Genomic DNA, 15541 nt, shown 5'->3' with positions numbered 1-15541 from the left:
CCGGATCCTCCGGATGTTCGCATCCGGAGGATCTTCGCCATGCAGGGCGCTGCATTCGACCCGCCGCGTGCATGCCGAAGTCTCGCCCGACGAGCCGGTCGCCTACTGCAAGGAGCGGATGGCGGCATACAAGTATCCGCGCATCGTCGAGATCATCGACGAACTGCCGAAGACCATGACGAGGAAGATCCTGCGGCGCGAGATGCGCGGGTGAGCGAGCGGCCGGCGAGGCACCGCATCACGGGTGGCTCGCCGTGTCCGCGCGAACGGGATCGAATATGTCGCCCGGTTGCCGACGCAGCCAGCCATTCGCGGGATCGGCATCGGCATTCGCGTGCCAGTAGAGATAGGTATCGATCGACGCGTCGAACGGGCATTCGAGCATCCGGTTGCCGCACATCTCGTTGAGCAGCCGCGCGTACCGCTCCGGCATGGTCAGCAGCAGGTCGGTCTGGTTGACGACGCGGCACGCGGCGTTCGGCGCCGAGCCTGACGAGCGCGGCATCCTCGACGCCTCCGCCGCGCTGCCGGCTCGTCACGAGCACGTGCTCTTCGGCGAGATAGGCGTCGAGGTCGAGGCGCTGGCCGACGCGCGGGTGATCGCGCCGGCACGGCACGACGTACCGGTCGGTCGACAGCCGGGTACTGCGGACGGATTGCGGGTGCGGCAGCAGCACGTCGATCACGGCATCGAGCGAGCCCGTGAGCAGGTCGGCCTCTATCGCGCGCCGGTCGTGTTGCACCGCGGCGATATCGATCGACGGTGCGTGCTGCGCGACGTATTGCGCGATGGCCGGCAATACCACCGGTTCCTGCGCATTGAGGATGCCGATCGTGAAACGCCTGATCGTCGTCGCGACATCGAACCGGCTGGCTTCATGCAGCGTGCATTCGAGCGTATGCAGGCCGTTGCGCACGCGCGCAATGATCGCTCTCGTGAACGGGGTGGGCATCATGGCATTGCCGTGGCGCTCGAACAGCGGGTCGCCGAGCAACTCGCGCAGCCGGTTCAGCGCATGACTGACCGCCGACTGACTGAGGCTGAGCTGCTGCGCCGCGCGCGTGATGCTCTGCTGGGCGTAGATGCGCTCGAGTACCACCAGCAGGTTCAGGTCGGTACGGAAAAGGTTCATGACGTCGCGAATGAAAGGATGGCGCGGCAGCAGCGGCGATTCGTGAGAAATACCGCGCGAAGACACGTTTTTTCCCCCCCCGGACGGGGGGGCGGTTCGCCTCGCGCCGCTCGCCCCGGGATTCCGTGCGCGCGCGAGCCCCGAGTGACGGTCGTCGACGGGAACAGTCGGTGTTTCCCCGGGGGACACGTGAGCGCGCCGATGCCCCCCACCTGTGGGGGCTGCTATTCGCCGATGGCGGAAATAAGCTCGGTCGTCCTGGCGATCGCGCAGCGAAGGCCGACAGGGCAAGGAAGTGAACCCTATCTTACGGACGACGAATCGATTGACGGGATGACGGATACACAAGCGATCCCGATTCTCAAAACTGGCGATGGAGGAGACATATGACGTTGAATGCAAGCGCAGTTTCACGTATCCGGGAGCACGCGAAGTTTCGAGAGCTGGTCGACGAACGCGCACGCCTGGGCCGGGTGTCGATGGTCATCGTGCTGGGCGCGTATTTCGGGTTGATTGCGCTGGTCGCGTTGCGGCCCGACCTGTTGCGCAGCGCCGCGTGGGCTGGCAGTGTCACGACCGTCGGCGTGATCTTCGCGATCGCCGTGATCGTTGCGGGATGGGGGCTGACGTGGCTGTATGTCCGCGTCGCGAATGACCGGTTCGAACGTCTGACCGGCGAATTGCTGGGCGAGGTGGGGCAATGAAACCGATCGCACGCGTTTCGACCGCGGCATTCGTGCTTGCCGCCGCGCCGGGGGGCCTTGCGTGGGCCGGCCCCGCCGTGGAGGCGGGGCAGCGTCAGCCGCTCAATCCGGCCGCCATCGCGATGTTCATGGTGTTCGTCTGCATGACGCTGGGCATCACGTACTGGGCGGCGCGCCGTACCAGGACGGTCAACGACTTCCTCACCGCCGGCGGCGGAATCAGCGGGCTTCAGAACGGCCTTGCGGTCGCCGGTGACTACATGTCCGCCGCGACGTTGCTCGGCGTCGTGAGTCTCGTCTACGCGAAGGGCTACGATGGCCTGCTGTATGTCGTCGGATTCTTCATCGGATGGCCGGTGATGCTGTTCCTCATGGCCGAACGACTGCGCAATCTCGGCCGGTTCACGTTCGTCGACATCATCGCCTATCGGCTCGATCCGGTCAGCACGCGCTGGATGGGCGTGGTCAGTTCGTTGACGGTCGTGTTCTTCTATCTCATCGTCCAGATGGTCGGCGCGGGGGAACTCGTTCAGCTGCTGTTCGGCATCGACTACAACTATGCGGTCATCGGCGTCGGGTGTCTCATGATCGTCTACGTGACGTTCGGCGGGATGATCGCGACGACGTGGGTTCAGATCATCAAGGCCGTCCTGCTGATGTTCGGCGGCACGTTGCTGACGCTGTTGGCGCTCGGTCACTTCGGTTTCAGCTTCGAACGGCTTGCGCGGTCGGCGATCTCGGTACACCACGCGGGGAACGCGCTGATGGAGCCGGGCCGCCTGTTCTCGGACCCCGTCTCGGCCGTCTCGATGTCGCTCGCAACAGTGTTCGGGCTCTCCGGACTGCCGCACGTGCTGATGCGCTTCTTTACCGTTCCGAATGCACGGGAAGCCAGGAAGAGCGTATTCGTGGCGAGCACGTGCATCGGCTTCATGTTCATTGCGATGTTCGTCATCGGGCTCGCGAGCGTCGTGATCGTCGGCACCGATCCGCAGTTCTTCGAGGGCGGACGCGTGGGCGGCGTGCTGCGCGGCGGGAGCAACATGGTGGCGATGCATCTCGCCGACGCGACGGGCGGCAGCCTGTTCCTCGGTTTCCTCGCGGCGGTGACGTTCGCCACCATCCTGGCCGTGGTGTCGGGCCTGGTGCTGGCGGGTGCGTCGGCCGTATCGCACGACCTCTATGCGGGCGTGTTGCGCAAGGGCCGGGCGAGCGGGGCCGATGAAATCCGCGTCACGCGGTGGACGACGCTGGCGATCGGCGCCGTGGCCGTCGTGCTCGGCATGCTGTTCAAAGGGCAGAACCTCGCTTTTCTCGTGGCACTGGCGTTCAACGTTGCCGCTTCGGCGAATTTTCCGCCGCTCGTGCTTTCGATGTACTGGAAGGGGCTGACGAGCCGCGGGGCCGTCTGCGGCGGCGTCGTCGGGCTCGTATCGTCGGTCTCGCTGGTCATTCTGTCGCCGGCGGTGTGGAAGTCGGTGCTCGGGCATCCGGCTGCCGTGTTCCCGTACGATCATCCGGCGCTGTTTACGATGCCGCTGGCGTTCCTGGCGAGCTACGTGATGTCGACACTCGATCGCAGTTCGAAGGCCGACGCGGAGCGGCATGCGTTCGACGCCCAGTTCGTGCGCGCCCAGACCGGGCTCGGTGCGGAACGGGCCGTCGAGCATTGACCGGAGTGAACCGCGTCGCCCGCCGCGCGCCGGTGAACGAGCCGGTGTGCGCGGCGGGTGCCGACGCGTGGTCAGTGCGGGCGGAAAGCGGAGAGCGGCGAGTCGGGTGCCGCGAGTGCGCTGTGAATGAAATGCAGGCTGCCGAGCACCGTCTGAAGGCGGGGCGCGGACGGGCTTGCCGCATCGGCGGTCTGCATCGTCCGTTGCAGCGTGGCGATTGCAACCTGTACCGCGTGCGTGGCAGCAGCGCTGGCCTTCGGTGTCGGCGCCTCGAACAGCAGCCGGATCGCGCGGCACGCGGATGCGCAATCGTCGAGCCAGGCCGGTGCGGCGTCCGGCGCGGTTCGTGCCGCCTCGATGGCCGTTGCGTCGCGCAGGTCCGCGACGGCCGAGCCGATCTCGAGGACGGACAGAAACCATTCGACCGACTCGCCGTTTGCCACCGGGTCGTCACGCGATATCGACCGGACCTGATACATGAGGTCGCGCGTGCGGCTTTCGAAGCGCGTGCGCAGCGTTGCGACCGAATCGGTGCATGCGAACACGACCTGCCTGCGCAGGTCGGCCAGCAGATGCCGGCGCAACCCGCGCATCGTCGGCGGCAGGAACAGCTCGAACGCGACGGACGCCATCAGCATGGACAGGACCAGCGCGATCGCGTCGTTCATGAAGGAGGTCGGATCGTAGGCGACGACATTGTCGGGGCCGGTCAGAAAGCAGAAATAGATGCAGTAGCCGATGCCGTACCCGGCCAGCGACGCGCGCGTCGTCATCCAGCATCCCAATGCGAGCGGCGCGGCGAGTACCACGCAGAGCAGCGGGAAGCCGTCGATGACCGGATAGACGACGAACATGACGATCAGCCCGACGACGGACGCGAACGCGGTGCCGATCGCCATCTGGAACGCGGTGCGAGACGGGTGCGCGGAGGACGCGACCAGCGCGCAGATGGCACCGCCGTTCAGCACGAGCAGGGCGCCCGACGGCCACGCGGTCGCGATCCAGAACGCGCTGAGCACGAGCGTCAGCAGCATCGCGCGGACGCCGGCGACTGCCGCGATGAGCGGATTGGTGCGCGGCTCGTAGGGCGTCACCCACTGTTCGCGCTCGTGCGCGGTGGCGTTCAGCGACAGATAGGTGCTCGCATAGGCGACATAGCTGCCCAGGAACCGGTCGAGCAGGTCGACCGCCGTGTCGAAATCGAGCGCGGTCGCGCCGCTGCCGAGCCGGTCTCGCGCCGACTGCGCGCGTCCGGGCAGCGCCGTGCGGCAGTGCTCGAGCGTGGCGGCCAGCGACGCGGCGAAGGCGTCGATATCGTCGGCGTGCGTCGCGTCCTGCCGTATGAGTCGGAGCGGCTCTGCGATACCGGCCATCAGTGCGTCGATCTCCGTCAGCACCTCATCGGCTCGCGCGACACGCAGCCGGGCGATCAGCTGACTCAATGCGTGCAATCGCGTCGATGCCGCCATGCGCTCCGCATTGAGCCGCGTCAGGCGGCCGTTTCGCAAGCGCGTGTCGGGGCCTTCGAACACCGCTGCGCTGCGCGCGGCTTCCGCGCTCACGGTCTCGTCGACGATGCGCACGCTCAGCGCCTCGAGAAACGACCGGTCGATCCGGCCGGACAGAATCGACAGCACATCGTCCGCGAACGCGGTGAACCGCGTGCGGTTCACGCGGCTGATCTGTTCGCTGACATGCTGCGGAAAGACGAGCGCGCTGACCGCGCCCGAACTCAGGATGCCGATCGTCACCTCCGTCACACGCGTCATCGCAGAAAGAAAGGCCGCGTCCGGATGCTGCCATGACGGGATGCCGATGAGCGCGGCCGTGTAGCCGGCGAGCACGAATCCATAGGTCCGGAAGTTGCGGTTTCGCGCGGCACCTGCGGTGCACATGCCGATCCAGAGCGCGGTGGCGCCGAGGAAGAGTTCGGGCACCTGACCGAACAGGCCGATCAGCACCAGCATGGCCAGCAGGCCCACGATCGTGCCGCAGATCCGGTACAGGCTTTTGGCGAGCACCATGCCGCTTTGCGGCTGCATCAGCACGAAGACCGTCGTCATCGCCGTGCGCGGCATCGGGAGTTCGAGCTTCATCGCCACGCCGAGCGCCAGCAGCGCGGCGAGCAGGGTCTTGAAGATGTACAGCCAGGTGACGCCGCTCGTGCCGGCCCAATGACGGGCCGCATCGGCGATGCCTGTTTTGGGATCCGAAATAGATGACATGAATCTGGAGAGCGGCGAAGACATGATGGATGTGGTGCGCGATGCAGGCGTGCGGCGACAGGACGACCGTGATTGTATTTTCCGGAGGTGCGTTCGAGTATTGCGCGTGGTGTTAAACGCTTTTTCGGGATCAGGATCGATGTGATCGCGCGACGGCCGTGTTCCCGCGCGTGTCGTTCGTGTGCGAGCCGGCGGCGAACCGGATGTTCGCCGCCGGCGCGGGGGGCGCTCCGCGGGTCAGGCGCGCGTCAGCAGTTTCAACAGCGCGTGGGCGGCCGGTTCGGACGACGCCGGATTCTGGCCGGTGATCAACAGGCCGTCGACGACCACGTACGGTTGCCAGTCATCGGTTTTCGAATAACGGCCACCCTTCGACTTGAGTTCGTCCTCGACGAGAAACGGCACGATGTTCGTCAACCCGACGGCATCCTCTTCCGAATTCGAGAAGCCGGTGACGTTCCTGCCGGCGACGAGCGGCTTGCCGTCCGGCCCCTTCGCATGGCGCAGCACACCCGGTGCGTGGCAGACGGCCGCGACCGGCTTGCCCAGGGCGATGGCCTGCTCGATCAGCGAGACCGACCGTGCGTCTTCGGCGAGATCCCAGAGGGGGCCGTGGCCGCCCGGATAGAACACCGCGTCGAACGCGTCGACCGCGACCTCCGACAGTTTTTGCGTGGCCGCGAGCGCGGCGCGCGCGTCCGGATCGGCTTCGAAGCGGCGCGTGGCGTCGGTCTGGAACGCGGGGTCCGCGCTTTTCGGATCGAGCGGCGGCTGGCCGCCGGCCGGCGACACAAGCGTGATGTCGGCGCCCGCGTCTTTCAGCGTGTAGTAGGGAGCCGCGAATTCCTCGAGCCAGAAGCCGGTTTTCTCGCCGGTCGAACCGAGGGTGTCGTGGGAAGTCAGGACGAACAGAAGTTTCATGATGTCTGGGGATGGAGATGAATGATGGATGCGCGAATTCGCTTCATGCAGCGACTTCGGCGACGCGCACGACCACCTTGCCGAAGTTCTTTCCTGCCAGCAGGCCGATGAGCGCTTCCGGCGCGCGTTCGAGGCCGTCGGTGACGTCTTCGCGCGGCGTGATCTCGCCGGCCTCGACCCAACGGCCCATTTCGGCCAGGAACGCCTGATAGCCGGTCGCATAGTGGTCGAGGATGATGAAGCCCTCCATGCGGATCCGCTTCTTCAGGAGCGTGTCGGTCAGGCGCGGCAGCCGGTCGGGGCCGGGCGCCGGTTCGCTGTCGTTGTATTGCGAGATCAGGCCGCAGAGCGGCACGCGTGCGCCGACGTTGAGGAGCGGCAGCACGGCGTCGAAAATCGCGCCGCCGACGTTCTCGAAGTAGATGTCGATGCCGTCGGGGCAGGCTTGCGCGAGTTGCCGCGCAAGATCGGGGGCCCGCCGGTCGATGCACACGTCGAAGCCGAGCGTCTCGGTGACGTACCGGCATTTCTCCGCGTCTCCCGCAATGCCGACGACGCGGCAGCCCTTGAGCTTCGCGATCTGGCCGACGACGGCGCCCACCGCGCCGCTCGCCGCCGCGACCACGACCGTTTCGCCCGGCTTCGGTTGCCCGATCTTCAGCAGGCCCGTATAGGCGGTGAAGCCCGGCATGCCAAGCACGCCTAGCGCATGGGACGGGCGCTCGAGGTCCGTGCCGAGCGGCATGAGGTCGATGCCGTCGGAGAGCGCGTAGTCCTGCCAGCCGCTGTCGCCCAGCACCAGCTCGCCCACCGCGAACGCGGGATGCTTCGACGCGACGACGCGGCTGACGGTGCCGCCCACCATCGTGTCGCCGAGCGCAACCGGCGGCGCGTAGGACGGCGCGTCGCTCATGCGCCACCGCATGTAGGGATCGAGCGACAGGTAAAGCGTCTGCAGGAGGACTTCGCCGTCGGCGGGCGTCGGCACCGCCGTGGTTTCGAGCCGGAAGTCGTGCGCTGCCGGCGCACCGACGGGGCGGCTGGCCAGGACGACCCGGCGATTGACGGATGGGGAATGCGGCATGGGTGACCTCTGTGTAACGGTTTCGCCGCCCGGATCGTGCCGGCGGCGGCGGGTTGTTCGCGTGACGGTCGAGATGCGCGGGACGACGTGCCACGACGGCACGACGCACGAACAAAGTAGACCAGTCGTCTATAGCGTGGACGCTTGCGGGCAACGTCGCAGGGCATGACCTGCGGGGATGCGCCGGGTTGCGCCATGCATCGCATGAATGCGAGGGCCGACATGGCGGTCGAACCGTGACGCGGATCATACGACTGAGTAGACCAGTCGTCTAGCGAGGTTGCGGCGCGATTTCGCGCTTTCCGATCGGTCCCGTTTGCGGTTGACGCGGCGCGCATGGTCACGGCGAACGGGGTATCCGCGCCCCGCAAGGGCCGTGTCATAAGGCGTTCGCCGGAGTCGGGCGTCGCTGCGACTGATGGCATGCGGCCGCTTCCGAACCGTGTCGTCGATGCGGACCGCCTCCCCATTCGGGGGGGCCGTTGGCTGCGGGAAACGCCGTAACGTAGTCGGCAAGATCGCCGTCCGGGTGGGTCGTCCGGCCGGGCGGCGCCATCATCGTGAACCGAGCGGGAGGATGCATGACCAGAACGGTGTTGATAACCGGTGCAGGGTCCGGATTCGGGCGAGGGGTCGCGTTCGCACTGGCGGAGCGGGGGCATCGCGTCATCGCGTGCGGCCAGATCTGGCCGCAGGTCTGGGCACTGCGTCAGGAGGCCAAGGCGCGCGGCGTGGACATGCAGGTCATCAAGTTCGATGTGACGAACGAAATCGATCGTGCGCACGCATTGACGCACGAGATCGATGTCCTGCTGAACAACGCGGCCATCATGGAGTCCGGCCCGCTCGTGGAGATCCCGATCTCCGTGTTTCGTTCGGTCTTCGAAACGAATGTCTTCGCGGCGCTGGAGGTTGCGCAGGGATTCGCGCGCAGGATGGTCGCGCGCGGGCATGGCCGGATCGTCTGGATGTCGTCGGTCGCGGGATTGATCAAGGTGCCGTTCGACGGCGCTTACGCCGCGTCGAAGCATGCCGTCGAAGGCATCTGCTCCGCGATGGCGGAAGAACTGCAGCCTTACGGCGTCGAAGTCGTCACGATCAATCCGGGTGCCTATCGCACCGGCTTCAACGATACCGGCATGGAAAGCATGGATCAGTGGTGGGATCAAGGCGAGCGCGTCGTCGCCCATTGGCCGACGCGCGAACTGAATCGGCAACACGATCCCGCGGAAATGATCGACGCCATCGTCACGGTGATCGAGGCGGAGGCGCCGCCGTATCGCACGGTCAGGCCCGACTCCGCCGAGCAGCTCGTGCGCGACGAACAGGCCGCCGCATGGCAGCGGGTCGTCGGCGGCAAACAGTGACCGGCTCGAACGAACGCCGGTCGGTCGGATAGTCCGGCATGCATGGAAGCGGGTTGCCGTCAGCATCGGGTGCCGGTGCTTCCAGAGGTTTATTTCACCCCCCCCGTAGTGGGGGTAGAGCGGTCGGCAGGACAACGCTATCGTTGGCTCATCGTCGCGACGGGCCGAAACGATGCAGGCCGGTTCGTATCGAGCGGATGAGGTGACGTCGTCCGGTTCCGGAGCGAGACTGCGCAGCATGAAACGACTCGATCGTTCCGCACCGACCTCATCTGCCGATCCGACCGCGGCTGAAAAAAACTGCCAGGACGTCGTGCTGAACCGCGCATGAACCCGTCGACGATTGGGACGCGTCCGCCTGTCCACGCGAGCCGGCAGCAGGGCAGCGCACATGCACGCGCCGCCCACCCGGAATGTCCGGCCCGGGATCGATGCCGGCATCGTGTCAATTGCACTGCGCGACGGTTCGCGTTGCGCGGAGAAACCCGCCATGATTTTTGAAATTGCCCAGATCGAGATCCAGGAAAACCGAGAGCAGGAATTCGAGCGCGCGGTCGCCGAGGCGAAGCCGCTCATCGAACGCGCCCCCGGTTGCCATGGCTTGCGCCTGTATCGCGGTATCGAGCAACCGTCGCGCTACCGCCTGATGGTGCAATGGGAAAGCGTCGCGCTGCACGACGCCTTTCGCCAGACTGCCGATTTTCAGCGATGGCGCGAGCTGGCCGGCCCCTTCTTCGTGGGCCCGCCGTCGGTCGAGCACGTGAGCGAAGTCCGAATCGCCGGTGCATGAGGCGCGGTACGCCGCCGCATCCGTGCGGCGTGCCCGGCCGGCACCGCCGGCACCCTGGGTTCTTGCAAGGAGAGAGGGGCGGTGAGGTTATCCACGATCAGCACGCAGATTCAACTGGCGAGACGGCCGAACGGTCAGCCGGTCCCGGACGATTTCCTGACGGTCGAGGTGCCGCTTCCGGCGTTGGCGGACGGCGAGGTTCGCGTACGCAACGAATACGTTTCGGTCGATCCGTACATGCGCGGCCGGATGGACGACCGGCCGTCGTATGTCGAACCGTTCAAGCTGCATGAAACGATGACGGGCGCCGCGGTCGGCCGGGTGACCGACAGCGCGTCGAGCACGTTCGCACCCGGCGATCTCGTGCTGCACCGCTACGGCTGGCGCGACATCGCGCAGGGCGCCGCAGCCGAATTCACCCGCGTCGCGGACTTGCCCGACTTGCCGAGCAGCGTTCACCTCGGCGTCATGGGCGCAACGGGCATGACGGCTTATGTCGGGCTGCTCGTGGTGGCACGCATGCGCGAGGATGAAGTCGTATTCGTGTCGGCCGCGGCGGGCGCGGTCGGCTCGCTCGCGGGGCAGATCGCGCGGCTGAAAGGCGCCGCGCACGTGATCGGCTCGGCAGGGAGCGACGAGAAAGTTGCCGTGATGCTTGAACGCTACGGATACGATGCGGCGTTCAACTACCGGCGCGCGCCGGTGCTCGAGCAGCTGGCGGCCGCGGCACCGGCAGGTATCGACGTCTATTTCGACAACGTCGGCGGCGATCATCTCGAGGCGGCCTTGTCGGCCTTCAATTACGGCGGGCGGGCGGCGATCTGCGGCGCCATTTCGCAGTACGACCGCGTCGGCGTGTCGCCCGGGCCGCGGTTCATGGAAAACGTCGTCTACCGGAGCCTGACGCTGACGGGCTTCCTGCTGCACGACTATCGGCAGCACCGCGACGCGTTCGTCGACGAAATGGCGGCGTGGTTGAGGGCCGGGCAGATCGTGCATGACGAGACGATCGTCGACGGTGTCGCGCGCGCGCCGGAGGCCTTTATCGGGCTGATGAACGGGACCAACACCGGCAAGATGCTGGTCAGGATCACGTGACCGATTGAACACGCGCGGTCGACCGGGCCCACGGCTCGACCGCACCGGCTTGCGAGCGGGACATGCCTGATGCGATTTCACGACTGGACGACGGGCCGCGCGTGGGTTCCGCCCGCGAGTTCGCGGGTGCCCGGGTGACGGTGCTGGAATGCGACGGAAGCGTGCTGGTGGTTCGTTGGGTCGAGCCCGGCGTCCGGCACTTCGGCGAGCAGCGCTGGCGGCGTGTCGTCGCGTCGCGCCGCGGCATCTGCGTGCTGACGCACTTGCCGATCTTCCCCGGCGACGCGGTGTTTCGTCCGGCGGAGCGGCCGAGGCCCACCAACGCCGGCGCGATGATCCTCGCGAACGATGCGCTGATCATGCAGCCTGGCTGAACGCGTGCCGGCGCGCGCTGCGCCGGCCCGACCGGATCACGATTGCACGACGGTATTCCTGAGTACGCCGATCCCCTCGATCTCGACCTCGCACACTTCGCCGGCGCGCATCCAGCGCGGCGGATTGCGCGCCATGCCGATGCCCGACGGCGTGCCGGTCGCGATGACGTCGCCTGGCTCGAGCGTCATGACTTCGCTGATGGTGGCGATCAGCGCAGCGATGTCGAAGATCATGTCGTTCGTATTGGCGTCCTGCATGACGACACCGTTGAGCCGGGTCTGAAGCCTGAGACCGGCCGCGCCCGCCGGCAATTCGTCGACGGTCACCAGCTCGGGGCCGAGTGCGCCCGTTTCGTCGAAATTCTTTCCGACCGTCCATTGCGGCGTCTTGAACTGATAGTCCCGCAGGGTCGCGTCGTTGAAAGCCGTATAACCGGCCACATGGTTCAACGCATCGCTTCGCGCGATGCGCCGGCCGCCGCGCCCGATGACGACCGCCAGCTCGCCTTCGTAATCGAGCTGATCCGATTCCGTCGGCATGCGTATCGCAGCGCCGTGCGCGGTCAGGCTGCTGCGAAAGCGTGCGAAGAGTGTCGGATACGACGGAACCTCGTATCCCGCCTCGTGCGAGTGCTCGACATAGTTGAGCCCGACGCAGATGATCTTCGCCGGCCGCGTCACGGGCGGGAGCAGGGTGCAATCGGCCAGGTCCAGCGGCCGGCCGGCCAGCTGGAGGCGTTCGCTTGCCTGCGCCAGCGCGGCAGGACCGCCGGAAACGAGGGTGTCGAGATCGCCGGGAAAGTCCGGCTCGCTACGCGTCAGTCCGAGATAACGGCCGTCGCCGGACCGGATAGCGACGCCGGTGGCGCCGTCGCGGACAAAGCTGATGAATCGCATGATGGTTTTCCGATAATCGAGTCAAACAAGTGGAAGGCCCGTGCCGCGCAGTCCTTCGATCGCGTGCGGGCGATGGGCTCCGCGTGATACGGGCCGCCGCCCGAGGTCATTTGCCGGTCGAACCGGGCGCACCGTCGTCGGTCACTTCGTTCGTGACGGCGGCCCGAATCCGCTTCAGTTGCGCCGGATCGACCTGCCGCCGGACTTTCGCGACGTCGGAGGCGCTCACCTCGCCGGCACGATTGCCCCAGCTGCCGCGGACGAACGTCGCGAGCTCGGCGACCTGCATGTCCGACAGCCGCCAGCCGAATGCGGGCATGGCCAGCGGCGCCGGATCGGATCGGGTCGACGGCATCCGCGAGCCGGTCAGAATCACGTGAATGACCGACGACGGATCGTCGGACGTGACCACCGCGTTGCCCGCCAGCGCGGGAAACGCCTTCATCGCGCCGCTGCCGTCCGAGCGATGGCACGCGTTGCAGTTGTCGAGGTACAGCAACGCGCCGCCCGTCGGCGTGACGCCCGAGCGCAACGCCGCGGTCGTATCGGACTTGACGGGAGGTGCCGCCGACGTCCGCGTTGTGCGACCGGGGCCCGGGCTGACGAGGTAATCGGCCACCGCGGCCAGGTCGGCGTCGCTGAAATACTGCGTGCTGTTCTCCACCACTTCGGACATCCCGCCGAACGCGGCGCTGCCGTGCGATCGTCCGGTGCGCAGAAGCTGAACGATGCTGTCCCGTGTGCGCTCGCCCGCGCCGTTTCCGTCGCCGGGGCGCAGGTCGGGCGCATGCCAGCCCGCGAGCGTGTAGCCGCTCAGGTACAGGTCCGTCCCGCGTGCGTCCAGCGCCTTCTCCTGACCCATCGGACCGTGAGGCGTATGACATGCGCCGCAGTGCGCGAGCCCTTGGACGAGATAGGCACCACGATTCCACGTCGCGCTTTGCGTCAGGTCCTCGCGATACGTGCCACTGGGCCGGAACAGAAGATTCCATCCCGCGAGCAGCACGCGCAGGTTGAACGGAAAGTGGAGCCGCGTCTCGGTGTTCGGCTGGCCGATCGGGCGCACGCCGTGCATGAAGTACGCATAGAGTGCACGGGTGTCGGCGTCGCTGACCTTCGAGAACGACGGATACGGCATGGCCGGGTAGAGCAGGTGCCCGTCCTTCGCGACGCCTTTGCGCAGCGCGGCCGCGAAATCGTCGTAGCTGTAGCGGCCGATCCCGTGCGTGGTATCGGGCGTGATGTTCGTCGAATAGATCGTACCGAATGGCGTTTCCATCGGCAGCCCGCCGGCAAACGGCTGGTCGCGGCGCGACGTGTGGCATGCCACGCAATCGCCGACGCGCGCCAGATAGGCGCCGCGTGCGATCTGCCCGGCATCCTGCGCGTTCGCGTCGGCCGGTTGCAACCACGTAGCCAGCGTGACGAAGGTACATAGCAGCCCGAATGAGATTCCGGCCAGTTTCTTGTATCGCTCACCCATTGCCTTTCCTATGTCGGTAGCAGCGGACCGGGATTCTTCAGGTACTGCTCGCGAATCGCGCGCGCCGAGAAATACGCTTGCGCGCCGACCATGCCTGTCGGGTTGTAGGCCCAGTTTTGCGGAAACGCGCAGGCCCCCGTCACGAATACGTTGTGGACGTCCCACGATTGCAGGTACTTGTTCACGACGCTCGTGTCCGGACGATCCCCGCAGACCGCGCCGCCCGTCGTATGCGTGGTCTGGTACGGCCGCATGTCGAAGTGATCGCCGATCTTCCCGGCGTGGACCGACATCGATTTCGGCTTCATCGCGCGCGCGACCTGCTCGGCCTTGCCGGTGACGAAGCGCGTCATGCGCATCTCGTTGTCGTGCCAGTCGAACGTCATGCGCAGCAGCGGAAGGCCGTATGCGTCGCGATAGGTCGGATCGAGATCCAGGTAGTTCGTGCGGTAAGACATGACCGACCCCGCCGTACCGATGGAAAACGAATGCAGGTAGTTGTCCTTGAGCGCCTTCTTCCACGCCGAGCCCCATTTGGGCGTGCCTTCCGGCAGCAGGGTCTGTCCGATCGGGCGGCCGCCGGTGACCATCGCGCTGATATAGGCACCGCCGACGAACCCCGCGGCGGAATGATCGAAGTGGTCCGCATTGAAGTCGTCGAATGCCTGGCCGCCGGAGCCGGCGCCGATGAACGGATCGATGTGGACGTCCTTGTCGAAGAACAGCGAGACCGCGCTGTTCTTCTGATAGGCGAAGTTCCTGCCGACGGTTCCCGTTCCCTTCACCGGATCGTACGGCGTGCCGATCCCGGACAGCAGCAGCAGGCGCACGTTGTGCATCTGGAACGCGCACAGCACGACGATGCGCGCCGGCTGAAACACTTCCCGGCCCTGCGCATCGAGATAGGTCACGCCGGTCGCGCGCTTGCCGTCCGAATCGAGCTGCACACGCGTCACATGGGATCGGTCGCGCAACTCGAAATTGGGTTTGGCCAGCAAGGCGGGCAGGATGCAGGCTTGCGGCGATGCCTTCGCATACATGTAGCAGCCGAAGCCTTCGCAATAGCCGCAGAAGTTGCACGGGCCGAGCTGCATTCCGTACGGGTTCTGATAGGCGATCGACGCATTGGACGCGGGTATCGGAAACGGATGAAAACCGGCGTCGCGCGCCGCGTTCCGGAACAGCGTCGCCGGATAATTGTCGGCGAGCGGCGGGCACGGATAGTCGCGCCGGCGCATGGCCTCGAAGGGATTCCCGCCGTCGACGATCCGGCCGCGCAGATTGCCTGCCTTGCCCGACGTGCCCATCACGGCCTCGAGGCGCTCGAAGTACGGTTCGAGTTCGTCCAGTGAGTAAGGCCAGTCCTGGATCGTCATGTCGCCGGGGATGAACCCGGCGCCATATCGCTGCACGTAGTGCGAGCGGATCTTGAGGTCGGCGGCATTGGCACGCCAGGTCGTGCCGTTCCAGTGCACGCCCGAGCCGCCTACCCCGGTACCCAGCAGGAATGCGCCGAGCTGCCGGTAGGGCAACGCGTCTTCGTTCGGCGCATGCCGGATCGTGACCGTCTCGTGCGCAAGATTCTGCATCAGCTTGCGCCGCTGAATGTAGGCGAGCTCGTCGGCGATGGCGGGGTACGCGAACTCGGGGCTCGTATCGCGGTTTGCGCTGCGCTCCAGGCCGACCACGGTCAGGCCGGCCTCGGCCAGCTCCATCCCCATGATCGAACCTGTCCAACCCATCCCGACGAGGACGGCATCCACTTCCGGCTTCGTGATTTGCGGCATATGCG

Annotated in this window: 15 protein-coding genes and 1 pseudogene; 8 read left to right on the top strand and 8 right to left on the bottom strand. The window is 66.4% G+C overall.

The features are described 5' to 3' along the window. Positions 1-67: 67 nt before the first annotated feature. The gene (locus DPV74_RS02110; RefSeq protein WP_177203669.1) at positions 68-214 is read left to right on the top strand and encodes a hypothetical protein; all 147 of its coding nucleotides are present in this window, start codon (positions 68-70) and stop codon (positions 212-214) included. Between the two features lie 24 nt (positions 215-238). Here the strand turns inward: DPV74_RS02110 and DPV74_RS41950 are convergent, their stop codons facing one another. Beyond that, positions 239-505: a hypothetical protein gene (locus DPV74_RS41950; RefSeq protein ID WP_308355519.1), complete on the bottom strand. Its 267-nt coding sequence runs from the start codon at positions 503-505 to the stop codon at positions 239-241. Positions 506-527: 22 nt separating this feature from the next. Continuing rightward, positions 528-1133: pseudogene (locus tag DPV74_RS42075) on the bottom strand (LysR family transcriptional regulator); the annotation flags it as partial. 386 nt (positions 1134-1519) lie between these two features. On the opposite strand from DPV74_RS42075, the gene DPV74_RS02100 reads away from it, so the two are divergent. Continuing rightward, positions 1520-1837 (top strand): DUF485 domain-containing protein, encoded by a 318-nt coding sequence (locus tag DPV74_RS02100; protein ID WP_048027840.1) that lies wholly within the window; start codon positions 1520-1522, stop codon positions 1835-1837. Continuing rightward, positions 1834-3510, top strand: coding sequence for a cation/acetate symporter ActP (actP, locus tag DPV74_RS02095; RefSeq protein ID WP_091922924.1), 1677 nt, complete (start codon positions 1834-1836; stop codon positions 3508-3510). Before DPV74_RS02100 ends, actP begins: the two co-directional genes overlap by 4 nt. 71 nt (positions 3511-3581) lie before the next feature. Here actP and DPV74_RS02090 read toward each other — a convergent pair whose 3' ends face one another. Beyond that, on the bottom strand, positions 3582-5759 hold the full coding sequence (locus DPV74_RS02090; protein WP_091922926.1) for an FUSC family protein: 2178 nt from the start codon (positions 5757-5759) through the stop codon (positions 3582-3584). Between DPV74_RS02090 and DPV74_RS02085 the strand changes: the two genes are divergently transcribed. Then, positions 5734-5880, top strand: a complete 147-nt coding sequence (locus tag DPV74_RS02085; protein ID WP_166742094.1) for a hypothetical protein — start codon at positions 5734-5736, stop codon at positions 5878-5880. The genes DPV74_RS02090 and DPV74_RS02085 overlap by 26 nt on opposite strands. 92 nt (positions 5881-5972) lie before the next feature. On the opposite strand, the gene DPV74_RS02080 is transcribed toward DPV74_RS02085, so the two are convergent. Both DPV74_RS02080 and DPV74_RS02075 read right to left on the bottom strand, forming a co-directional pair. Next, positions 5973-6656 (bottom strand): type 1 glutamine amidotransferase domain-containing protein, encoded by a 684-nt coding sequence (locus tag DPV74_RS02080; RefSeq protein WP_091922928.1) that lies wholly within the window; start codon positions 6654-6656, stop codon positions 5973-5975. A 43-nt stretch (positions 6657-6699) separates the two neighbouring features. Beyond that, entirely contained in the window at positions 6700-7740 is a 1041-nt protein-coding gene (locus DPV74_RS02075) for an NADP-dependent oxidoreductase (RefSeq protein ID WP_091922930.1), read from the bottom strand. Between the two features lie 581 nt (positions 7741-8321). Here DPV74_RS02075 and DPV74_RS02070 point away from each other — a divergent pair. From DPV74_RS02070 to DPV74_RS02055, 4 genes are all read left to right on the top strand, one after another. Further along, complete coding sequence (locus tag DPV74_RS02070) at positions 8322-9107, top strand: SDR family oxidoreductase (RefSeq protein ID WP_060198286.1); 786 nt, start codon at positions 8322-8324, stop codon at positions 9105-9107. Positions 9108-9498: 391 nt separating this feature from the next. Further along, a complete protein-coding gene (locus DPV74_RS02065) occupies positions 9499-9897 on the top strand; it encodes an antibiotic biosynthesis monooxygenase (RefSeq protein WP_374702477.1) in 399 nt (132 codons plus the stop codon). A gap of 81 nt (positions 9898-9978) precedes the next feature. Beyond that, complete coding sequence (locus DPV74_RS02060) at positions 9979-10995, top strand: NADP-dependent oxidoreductase (protein WP_091922932.1); 1017 nt, start codon at positions 9979-9981, stop codon at positions 10993-10995. A gap of 62 nt (positions 10996-11057) precedes the next feature. Further along, positions 11058-11369: a DUF3331 domain-containing protein gene (locus tag DPV74_RS02055; RefSeq protein ID WP_081066181.1), complete on the top strand. Its 312-nt coding sequence runs from the start codon at positions 11058-11060 to the stop codon at positions 11367-11369. A 36-nt stretch (positions 11370-11405) separates the two neighbouring features. On the opposite strand, the gene DPV74_RS02050 is transcribed toward DPV74_RS02055, so the two are convergent. From DPV74_RS02050 to DPV74_RS02040, 3 genes are all read right to left on the bottom strand, one after another. Next, positions 11406-12266: a fumarylacetoacetate hydrolase family protein gene (locus tag DPV74_RS02050; protein WP_091922934.1), complete on the bottom strand. Its 861-nt coding sequence runs from the start codon at positions 12264-12266 to the stop codon at positions 11406-11408. A gap of 106 nt (positions 12267-12372) precedes the next feature. Then, positions 12373-13749, bottom strand: a complete 1377-nt coding sequence (locus tag DPV74_RS02045; RefSeq protein ID WP_119336424.1) for a cytochrome c — start codon at positions 13747-13749, stop codon at positions 12373-12375. An 8-nt stretch (positions 13750-13757) separates the two neighbouring features. Continuing rightward, the gene (locus DPV74_RS02040) at positions 13758-15536 is read right to left on the bottom strand and encodes a GMC family oxidoreductase (RefSeq protein WP_119336423.1); all 1779 of its coding nucleotides are present in this window, start codon (positions 15534-15536) and stop codon (positions 13758-13760) included. Between the last annotated feature and the right edge of the window lie 5 nt (positions 15537-15541).

This window comes from Burkholderia sp. HAN2018 (assembly GCF_024704855.1).
Lineage (GTDB): Bacteria > Pseudomonadota > Gammaproteobacteria > Burkholderiales > Burkholderiaceae > Burkholderia > Burkholderia cepacia.
Note: the sequence above shows the minus strand (reverse complement) of the source record. Positions and strands in the feature narration are given on the sequence as shown.